General features: G+C 50.0%; 10 protein-coding genes and 1 pseudogene. All 11 read left to right on the top strand.

The genetic code is table 11. The features are described 5' to 3' along the window. A pseudogene (gene nusA / locus ACY69O_RS06455) lies at window positions 1-390 on the top strand (transcription termination factor NusA); the annotation flags it as partial. Continuing rightward, a complete protein-coding gene (gene rnpM / locus ACY69O_RS06450; protein ID WP_462332645.1) occupies window positions 387-671 on the top strand; it encodes an RNase P modulator RnpM in 285 nt (94 codons plus the stop codon). The pseudogene nusA and the gene rnpM, both read left to right, overlap by 4 nt. Continuing rightward, window positions 661-972, top strand: a complete 312-nt coding sequence (locus ACY69O_RS06445; protein WP_462332644.1) for a L7Ae/L30e/S12e/Gadd45 family ribosomal protein — start codon at window positions 661-663, stop codon at window positions 970-972. Before rnpM ends, ACY69O_RS06445 begins: the two co-directional genes overlap by 11 nt. Before the next feature lie 19 nt (window positions 973-991). Then, on the top strand, window positions 992-3,511 hold the full coding sequence (gene infB / locus ACY69O_RS06440; RefSeq protein ID WP_462332643.1) for a translation initiation factor IF-2: 2,520 nt from the start codon (window positions 992-994) through the stop codon (window positions 3,509-3,511). 6 nt (window positions 3,512-3,517) lie between these two features. Next, on the top strand, window positions 3,518-3,895 hold the full coding sequence (rbfA, locus tag ACY69O_RS06435; RefSeq protein ID WP_462332642.1) for a 30S ribosome-binding factor RbfA: 378 nt from the start codon (window positions 3,518-3,520) through the stop codon (window positions 3,893-3,895). Then, window positions 3,873-4,820 (top strand): DHH family phosphoesterase, encoded by a 948-nt coding sequence (locus ACY69O_RS06430; protein ID WP_462332641.1) that lies wholly within the window; start codon window positions 3,873-3,875, stop codon window positions 4,818-4,820. Before rbfA ends, ACY69O_RS06430 begins: the two co-directional genes overlap by 23 nt. Beyond that, window positions 4,817-5,689 (top strand): tRNA pseudouridine(55) synthase TruB, encoded by an 873-nt coding sequence (truB, locus tag ACY69O_RS06425; protein ID WP_462332640.1) that lies wholly within the window; start codon window positions 4,817-4,819, stop codon window positions 5,687-5,689. The genes ACY69O_RS06430 and truB overlap by 4 nt, the downstream gene beginning before the upstream one ends. A 14-nt stretch (window positions 5,690-5,703) precedes the next feature. Beyond that, complete coding sequence (locus tag ACY69O_RS06420; RefSeq protein WP_462332639.1) at window positions 5,704-6,648, top strand: bifunctional riboflavin kinase/FAD synthetase; 945 nt, start codon at window positions 5,704-5,706, stop codon at window positions 6,646-6,648. Window positions 6,649-6,787: 139 nt separating this feature from the next. Continuing rightward, a complete protein-coding gene (rpsO, locus tag ACY69O_RS06415) occupies window positions 6,788-7,054 on the top strand; it encodes a 30S ribosomal protein S15 (RefSeq protein ID WP_462332638.1) in 267 nt (88 codons plus the stop codon). Between the two features lie 137 nt (window positions 7,055-7,191). Further along, complete coding sequence (locus ACY69O_RS06410) at window positions 7,192-9,261, top strand: polyribonucleotide nucleotidyltransferase (RefSeq protein ID WP_462332637.1); 2,070 nt, start codon at window positions 7,192-7,194, stop codon at window positions 9,259-9,261. 20 nt (window positions 9,262-9,281) lie between these two features. Beyond that, entirely contained in the window at window positions 9,282-9,809 is a 528-nt protein-coding gene (locus ACY69O_RS06405; RefSeq protein WP_462332636.1) for a hypothetical protein, read from the top strand. The last annotated feature ends 50 nt before the right edge of the window (window positions 9,810-9,859 follow it).

Raw genomic sequence — 9,859 nt, 5'->3', positions numbered from 1 at the left:
GAGGACGTGGATCCGGTAGGCGCATGCGTAGGCCATAAAGGTCTCCGCGTACAGGCTATCGTTGATGAGTTCCGCAATGAGAAAATCGATATAGTTAAATGGAACGCTGATTCCGCGCGCTTTATTGCAAACGCGCTGAGTCCTGCGAAGGTTGTTTCCGTTGCGGTCAACGAAGATGAAAAGATTTCCCGTGTTGTTGTACCTGATTATCAGCTGTCGCTGGCTATCGGCAAGGAAGGTCAGAACGCACGTCTGGCTGCCAAGCTGACGGGCTGGAAGATTGATATCAAGAGCGAGTCCCAGGCGGCTGACGAGGATATCGACGACACGATGGATGTTGTAGAAGTTACGAGTGAGGAGTCATTCTCTGCGGAGGGGGATGCCGAATGACGGCAGTTAAAAAAATCCCACAGCGTCTTTGTATCGGATGTCAGACAGTACACCCGAAAAAAGAACTGATTCGCATCGTTCGCAGTCCGGAGGGAACATTCTCCGTGGACCGTACCGGAAAGAAATCCGGCCGCGGAGCATATGTCTGCGATAAGATTGAGTGCTTTGATGCTGCTGTGAAAGCGCATCGTTTTCAGAAATCGTTTCAGGGCGAGGTCAGCGCGGAAGTGCTGAAGCAGCTCCGTGAGGAATTTGAAAAAGGTAAGACCGATGAAGGATGAAAAGATCGTTAATCTTCTGAGCATGGCACAGCGTGCGGGACGTGTTGCGTCCGGTGATACGGCGGTGCGTGAGGCATTTGAAAAGAAAAAGGCAAGATTTCTTCTTTTGGCCAAGGATGCTGCAGATGAAACGAAAAAGCTTTACACAGGGTTGGCTGAAAAAGCAGGCATTCCGGTTTGTGAAGTAATGGACAAGGAGTCGCTGGGCAGCGCTATAGGCAAGGAGCAGCGTGCGGCGGCGGTTCTTTTGGATCAGGGTTTTAGTGACGCGTTAAAGAAACGTTTGGAGAGCAATCAATGAAATATACGGAGGTGGCTCTATGTCGAAATACAGAGTTTATGAGTTGGCAAAAGAATTTCATACGGAAAGCAAGGTAGTTTTAAACTTATTGGAAAAGAATGGACATAAAGTAGCAAATCATATGAGCAGCGTAGGCGATGAGGAGAAGAAGCTCCTGCAGAGCCTTTTGAGCAAGAAGGAAGAAAAACCTCAGGCTCCAAAAGCAGCTCAGCCTCAGAAAACTGCGCAGCAGCAGAGAAACGCACAGCCTCAGAAGGGCGTGCAGCAGAAGCCGCAGGCAGGCAGACAGGAGCATACAGCGAAGCAGAACGGACATAATGCTCAGCATGCCCATAATGCAGGCGGTAATCAGCAGCATATGGACCGCAATCGTCAGCAGCATGCGAACCGTCCGGGTGGAAACGGATTCGGTCACAATGCGCAGGGGCAGAACAATGACCGCCGCCCTCAGAATAACGGCGGCATGCGTCAGAATGCAGGACAGGGCGGACAGAATAATCGTCAGTCCGGAAATAATGGAAGTCATCGTAAGAACGGTATGAATAACGGAAATTTCAGCAACAACGGAAATAACGGAAATCGCAGCAACCACGAGAACGGCGGACGTAATAACAACTTCCGCAATAAGGGCGGCGACCGTTTCGAAAATAATAACAACCGCAACGGCTTTAACGGAAACCGTGACCGCGGCAATAAGAAGAACCGCAAGAACCGCGGTCATGAGCAGCAGGCACCGAAGGTGGAGATTGCACGTCCGACGCACATCAAAATCGGTGAGTCTATCATTGTCAAAGACCTCGCCAGCAAGATGAGTTGCACGGCAGCGGAGGTTGTTAAGAAGCTCTTCCTCATGGGTGTAATGGCTACAATCAATCAGGAGATTGATTATGATACGGCTGAGCTCGTAGCAAGTGAGTTCGGTGTAACGACTGAGGCGCTGCCGCCGGAAACTGATCCGACGGAGATTCCGGAGATTGAGGACGATCCGAAGACATTGGTTCTTCGTCCGCCTGTCGTTACGGTTATGGGTCACGTTGACCATGGTAAGACATCACTTCTCGATGTTATCCGCAAAAGCTCCGTTTCCGCGCATGAGGCCGGCGGTATCACGCAGCGTATCGGTGCTTATCAGGTCAACTGCAAGGGCAAGAAAATTGTATTCCTTGATACACCGGGTCACGAAGCATTCACGGCTATGCGTGCACGCGGCGCACAGGTAACGGATATTGCTATTCTCGTAGTTGCTGCGGACGACGGTGTTATGCCGCAGACAATCGAGGCTATTCACCACGCACAGGCTGCTAAGGTTCCTATTATCGTTGCTATCAACAAGATTGATAAACCGGGCGCAAATCCGGATCACGTAAAACAGGAGCTCATGGAGTACGGTCTCGTGCCGGAGGAATACGGCGGAGATACAATTATGGTTCCGGTTTCTGCAAAGAAGCAGATGGGTATTGATGACCTTCTTGAGATGGTTCTGCTCGTTGCAGAGGTTCAGGAGCTCAAGGCAAACCCGAACCGCGAAGCACGCGGTGTCATCATCGAAGCACAGCTTGATAAAGGCCGCGGCGCCGTTGCTACGGTTCTCGTACAGTCAGGTACGCTCCGCATTGGTGATTCCATCATCGCAGGTACGGCGTTTGGCCGAGTTCGCGCTATGATCAACGACCGCGGTGAGGAAGTTAAAAAGGCAGGCCCGTCCATGCCGGTCGAGGTTCTCGGCCTTTCGGACGTTCCGGCAGCAGGCGACCAGCTCGCTGTTCTGGAAGAGAAGCTTGCACGCTCCATTGCTGAGAAACGTATCGAGAAACAGCGTACGGAGCTTATCAAATCCAAGAAGGTATCTCTTGATGACCTCTTCCAGCAGATTCAGGAAGGAAGCATCAAGGACCTCAATATTGTTATCAAGGCTGACGTACAGGGTTCTGTTGAGGCTCTCAACAGCTCACTGCTGCAGCTCAATAAAAACGACGAAGTCCGCGTAGCTATCGTTCATTCCGGCGTCGGTGCCGTCAATGAGTCCGATGTTATGCTTGCTTCGGCAGCAAACGCTATCATTATCGCGTTCAACGTCCGTCCGGATGCAAACGCACGTAAGGTAGCAGATACGGAGAAAGTCGATATCCGCACGTATCAGGTCATCTACGACGCGCTGAACGATGTCAAGGCGGCTATGTCCGGTATGCTTGCGCCGAAATATAAAGAGGTAATTACAGGCAAGGTCGAGATTCGTCAGGTCATGAAATTCTCGAAGGTGCTTGTTGCAGGCTCCTATGTACTTGAAGGTAAGGTTCAGAACACATCGAAAATCCGCATTCTTCGCGACAATGTCGTTGTGCATGACGGAGAAATCGACTCCCTGCGCCGCTTCAAGGACGATGTTAAGGAAGTCGCAGCAGGCTACGAGTGCGGTCTTACAATCAAGGATTTCCGTGACTACAAGGAAGGCGATATTCTCGAGGTTTACACGATGGAGGAAATCGCAACTTCCATCACGGAATTGAATGAAAAGGCAGAACGCAGCCAGGAGAACTAAGGAAATATGGGACAGTTAAGAATGGAAAAGGTCCAGGAGCTCATGAAGCAGGAGATAAGCAAGATTCTCCTGCAGGACGTGAAGGATCCGCGTATCGGATTTGTCACGGTTACTGATGTGCATTGTTCCCCGGATTTGAGGAACGCGCGCGTCTTTGTGAGCCTTATGGGCAGTGAAGAGCAGATGAAGGACTGCTGGAAGGGGCTTAAAAGCAGCTCGGGGTATATACGCCGCGAGCTGGGAAGCCGTGTGCGCCTGCGTTATACGCCGGAGCTCACCTTCGCGCTTGATACATCGCTTGCTTACAGTGCGCATATCCAGGAACTTTTGCTCAAAATAGAAAAAGAAGAAGGACATGACGATGGGGAAGAAGATCGGGCTTAACGAGGCGGCAGAATGCCTCCGTAAAGCAAATTCGGTTATCATCACTGCACACGTCAGCCCTGACGGGGATGCTATAGGTTCTACCCTCGCGCTTTGCGCTTATATGCGAGCCGCGGGGAAAAAAGCAGATGTTGTTATTGACGACAAGCTGCCGAAGAACATGGCATTTCTTCCGGGGTATGATGCGATTCTGCGTCCTGCGGATTACAAGGGCAGCGCAGACCTTCTTGTCATTATTGATACGGATACCAGCCGTATTGAGGGTGTAGCGGAGATTGCAAAAGGTCTTCCTGTACTCAATATCGACCATCACATTTCAAACAATGAGATGGCTGATTATATCTTTATTGAAAAACGTGCGGCAGCCTGCGAGATGGTATATGAGATACTGACGGAGCTTAAGGCGGATATTACGCTGGATATTGCTCTTCCGCTCTATACCGGTCTTGCTACGGACACGGGCTTCTTCAAGTTTTCCAATACGCGTTCTTCCACTATGCGTGCCGCAGCGGCACTGATTGACGCGGGTGTTCAGCCGAATGTTGTCTCTGAGGCAACGGAGGCAAAATCCGAGGCAATCGTGCGCGGACAGATGGCAGCTCTTCAGACAATGGAGGTTACAGCCGGAGGACGTGTGGCGGGACTTTTCCTCGGGTGGGAACTCATGCAGAATATTGAGTCTACCGATGGCTTTATAGATATGGTGCGTGTTATCGAGGGTGTAGATGTTGCCGTCCTTATTAAATGCGTAGACGAAAACGTTTGCCGAGTCAGTATGCGCTCCAAAGGACTCGATGTGAGCAAGGTTGCAGGTGAGTTCGGCGGAGGCGGTCATATCCGTGCGGCAGGCTGTACATTGAAAATGGCACTGCCTGAAGCAAAGAAAGAGATTCTTGAAGCGATTGAGAGGGCTTTGGAAGCATGAAGGACGGATTCATCAATTTTTTGAAGCCGCCCGGCATGACATCACATGACGCTGTGAGCTATGTACGCAGGATTTTGAATGTGAAACGTGTCGGTCATGCGGGCACACTGGACCCGGGAGCATCGGGAGTTCTTCCCGTTGCGGTGGGAAAGGCTGCAAGACTCATCGAATATCTCGACGAGGTATCCAAGTCATATCGTGCCGAGCTTCTTTTCGGAATCGAGACGGACAGCGGCGATGACCTCGGTGAGGTCGTTGAAAGCTCTGACGCGCCGATGCCGGATGATGAAACCATACAGAAAGCCGTTCTTTCACAGACTGGAACGATAGATCAGGTTCCGCCTGTGTATTCGGCAGTGAAGATTAATGGGCGGCGGGCATGTGATTTGGCCCGCCGCAATTTTTCTGTGGAGATACCGTCCCGTCAGGTGACGATTCATCGTCTCGAGGTATTGGAGAAGCGTGAAAAAGGGCTGCTTTTGGATATAGACTGCTCAAAGGGGACGTATATACGCTCTATATGCAGGGATATCGGAAGAGCTGCGGGAGTTCCGGCGACTATGGAATTTCTGCTTCGTACCCGCGTAGGTGAATTTCATCTTGCGGACTCAGTATCTCCTGAAGAGCTTGAGCAGCTCGGCGAGGAAGCACTGCAGGCACCGGAGGCATATCTTCTTCATCTGGAACGGTATGATGTTCCGTCACACCGCATCGCGGCAATGAAGAATGGTCTGCCGAATCACGACACAAAGGTGAAGTTTTCGGACGGGCAGCGTATCAGACTTTATGGCGGAGAAGAATTTCTCGGTATAGGAAAATACAACGCGGACAATGCTTCGGTTTACCCGGATAAAATGTACCGCGTCTGAAAGGAGGGGAGAACATGGAGCTTATTTCGGATTGGAAGGATTTATCGGAAAAATGGATGCACGGAGCATGTGCCCTCGGAACATTTGACGGTCTTCATCGCGGACATAAGGCTGTTATCCGTAAGGCTGTTGAGTATGCAAAAGAAAGAGGCGTACCTTCGGTCGTATTTACGTTTTCCAATCACCCGCGTTCTGTTGTTTCTCCCGAAAAAGCGCCTCTTCTAATTGAAAATGAAGAGGTACGCCGTATGCATCTGTCGGGTATGGGGGTAGATCTGCTTTTTGAACCTGTTTTTACAAAGGAAATAGCAGGCACAGAGCCTAAAGCATTTCTTACCCTGCTGCAGAAATATCTTGCCCCGTCATTTGTAACCGCCGGGCCGAATTATACGTTTGGACGTTTTGGGGCCGGACGTGCGGAGACACTGGCTGAGGAAGGAAAAAATTACGGGTTTGAAGCAGAGATATGCTCACCTGTATATGAGAATGGCGAGATGATATCAAGTACTGGCATAAGAAAGCATATTCTTGACGGCAATCTCGCTGCAGCAAACCTGTGGCTGGGGCATCCTGTCTCTGCATACGGAGAGGTCATGCATGGAGATAAGCGGGGACGGCTTTTGGGATTCCCTACGGCGAATCTTGAGCTATCCAAAACCTCTGTTTCACTGCCGAAGGGTGTATATGCAGTAAGGGTGTCGATAGACGGGAAGCCTTACGGTGGCGCCGCCAATATCGGCTCGAATCCTACATTTGGTATAATGGAGCCGCGGCTTGAGGTGCATGTGCTGGATTTCTCAGGCGATTTATACGGAAAGAAAATTATGGTTGAGTTCCTTGAGCATCTGCGGGGAGAAGAAAAATTTGCTTCGGTTGAAGCACTTATAGCGCAGATGGAAAAGGATAAGGCGGCATCTGATGAAATATTCCGCAGGTACGCCGACAATACAGCTGTATGAGTTCAAAGTTTCTCATTGACAAACCTTGAACTGAAGCATTATAATATTTTAGGTTTTAATACGTCCGCAGCGAAGACAGCGAGGTACTCCGACGCTGCCTTGGATGTTGGATGAAGTACATGTTTTTAGGAGGAAGAAAATGTTAACACAGGAAGCAAAATCGGAAATCATCGCAAAGTATGCAGTTCACGAGGGTGACACAGGTTCCCCGGAAGTTCAGATTGCTGTTCTTACGGCTCGTATCGCATACCTGACGGAACATCTGAAGGAGCACAAAAAGGATCATCATTCCCGCCGCGGCCTTCTGAAGATGGTTGGTCATCGCCGCCGTCTGCTCAGCTATCTCTACAACAAGGATATTGAGCGTTATCGTTCCATCATCGCAAAACTGAATCTCCGTAAGTAATCCGAAAAAGCGAGGCTTTTGCCTCGCTTTTTTTATGAAAATTTTATTTTTATAGAGGATTTTTCAATTTAGGTGTAGAATATTTAAGAGTTAAGATTTATACATATAAAGGAAATAGCATAGGAGGAAGACAGAAGATGCAGAGTTTTGAAATGGAAGTGGGCGGCCGTTCCTTCGTCATTGAGAATGGAAAAATGGCGAAGCAGGCAAATGGTGCCGTTCTCGTACGCTACGGTGACACAGTAGTGCTGGTAACGGCGACGGCTTCGAAAGAACCGCGCGAAGGCGTGGACTTTTTCCCGCTGACGGTTGATTATGAGGAGAAGATGTACGCAGTCGGAAAGATTCCGGGAGGCTTCATCAAACGTGAGGGACGTCCGGGTAATTCCGCTATTCTTTGCGCACGTCTTATTGACCGTCCGATTCGCCCGCTTTTTAATAAGGGCTTCCGTAACGATGTTCAGATCGTTGCAACGGTTATGTCCGTTGAGCAGGATAACCCGCCGGAAATCGCGGCAATGATTGGTGCATCCTGCGCACTCTGCGTTTCGGATATTCCGTTTAACGGACCGATTGCAGGTGTACGCGTCGGCCGTGTAGACGGTCAGTTTGTTATTAACCCGACAGTTGAGCAGCGCAAGGTTTCTGACCTGAACCTCACGGTTGCAGGCTCACATGACGCCGTTATGATGGTTGAGGCAGGCGCAAATGAGCTTCCTGAGGAGGTTGTTCTTGAGGCAATTCTCTTCGGTCACAAAGAAATTCAGCGTATTGTTGAGTTCCAGAGAGATATCATGGCTGCATGCGGCAAGGAAAAACGCACCATGAAGCTGTTTGAGATTCCTGAAGCACTTGAAAAAGGAATCCGTGACTACGCCGCAGCACGTCTCGATCAGGCAGTCCGCAATCCGGACAAGCTTCAGCGCGACGAGGATATCGCTGTCGTCAATGCCGACACGATGGAGCATTTCCTTGTGGAGTATCCTGATTCCGCAAAGGAAATCGCACAGGTTCTGCATGATGTTGAAAAAGATATCGTGCGCCATATGATTACACATGAGAAGATTCGTCCGGACGGACGTGCGCTTGATGAAGTGCGTCCTGTAAGCTGCGAAGTCGGTATTCTTCCGCGCGCACATGGTTCCGGACTTTTCACACGCGGTCAGACACAGATTCTGACTGTTACGACACTCGGTTCTCTTAGCGAGGAGCAGGTGCTTGACGGCCTTGGAACGGAGAAATCCAAGCGTTATATTCACCAGTACAACTTCCCGGGATACAGCGTTGGTGAGGCTCGTCCTATCCGCAGCCCGGGACGCCGTGAAATCGGTCATGGTGCTCTGGCTGAGCGCGCGCTGGTTCCGGTCATTCCGAGTGAGGAAGAGTTCCCGTACACGCTGCGCCTCGTTTCTGAGGTTCTTGAGTCCAACGGCTCCAGCTCCATGGGCAGTGTCTGCGGAAGTACGCTTTCCCTCATGCATGCCGGTGTTCCTATCAAACGTCCGGTTGCAGGCGTAGCTATGGGTCTTGTAAAAGAAGGCGAGGAATACACAATCCTCACTGATATCCAGGGTATGGAAGATGCTCTCGGCGATATGGACTTCAAGGTAGCAGGTACCGAGGTCGGTGTTACGGCTATCCAGATGGATATCAAGATTGCCGGCATTACCCGTGAGATTCTTTCCTCTGCTCTTGCACAGGCAAAACGCGGCCGCGAATTCATCATGGGCAAGATGATGGAATGCATCTCCGAGCCTGCAGCAGACCTCTCGCCGTACGCACCGCGCGTCACGACGATGCATATTAAGACTGATAAGATTCGCACGGTTATCGGACCGGGCGGCAAGATGATTAAGAAAATCGTCGACGAGACAGGAACACAGATTGATATCGAAGAGGATGGAACGATTCGCATTTCCGCAACGGACCAGGAAGCTGCAAAGAGAGCCGTTGCCATCATCGAAGAGCTTGTCCGTGAGGTTGAGGTCGGTGCCGTTTACAAAGGAAAGGTTACGCGCATCATGAACTTCGGTGCTTTCGTCGAAGTGCTTCCGGGCAAAGAAGGTCTCTGCCATATCTCGCAGCTCGACAAGAACCGCGTTGAGAAGGTAGAGGACGTCGTCAACATCGGTGATGAGCTTGAGGTCAAGGTAATTGAAATCGACCGTCAGGGCCGTGTAAATCTCTCTCACAAAGTCCTACTCTGATAAGGAAGGAGTGTTTCAAGATGGCTGCAAAGGAAAAGAAAGAAGTCGAAAAAAAAGATGATGAACTCATCGAAAAAGAGGCTGAAGAAGTTGCAATGAAGTCCGGCGGCGGTGTTGAGAAAAACGCCAAAGCTTTGAAATTTCAGGATTTCCTGGTAGATAACAATATCAATGTATTCAGCATTGAGTCTTTGGATGATGAATATAAAACAGTGATTTTCCGTTCCCGCATTGAAACAAAAGGACAGATTCTGCCGATGGCAATTCTCATCGACACCAGCGTATTTACTATCATTCGTACGCAGGTTGTCACGGGAATCGCCGGTGACAAGCAGGAAAAGATTCGCACGTACCTTAACGAGCTCAATACGAAATTCAAGATTTTCAAATATTATCTGCGCCCGGACGGCATCGTTTATCTCGATGTATGTCTGCCGTTTGTGGATGAGACTTTCGACAGCAAGATGATTCAGCTCATGCTGAGCGTTCTTGTACAGCATCTTGATGCTGTCTACAGCGAATTTATGGCACAGGTTTGGGGCAACTGAAAAGGGTAACAAAAAAGCGCAGGCACCGAAATGGTGTCTGCGCAATTTTT

Source organism: Schwartzia sp. (in: firmicutes) (assembly GCF_978017985.1).
Note: the sequence above shows the minus strand (reverse complement) of the source record. Positions and strands in the feature narration are given on the sequence as shown.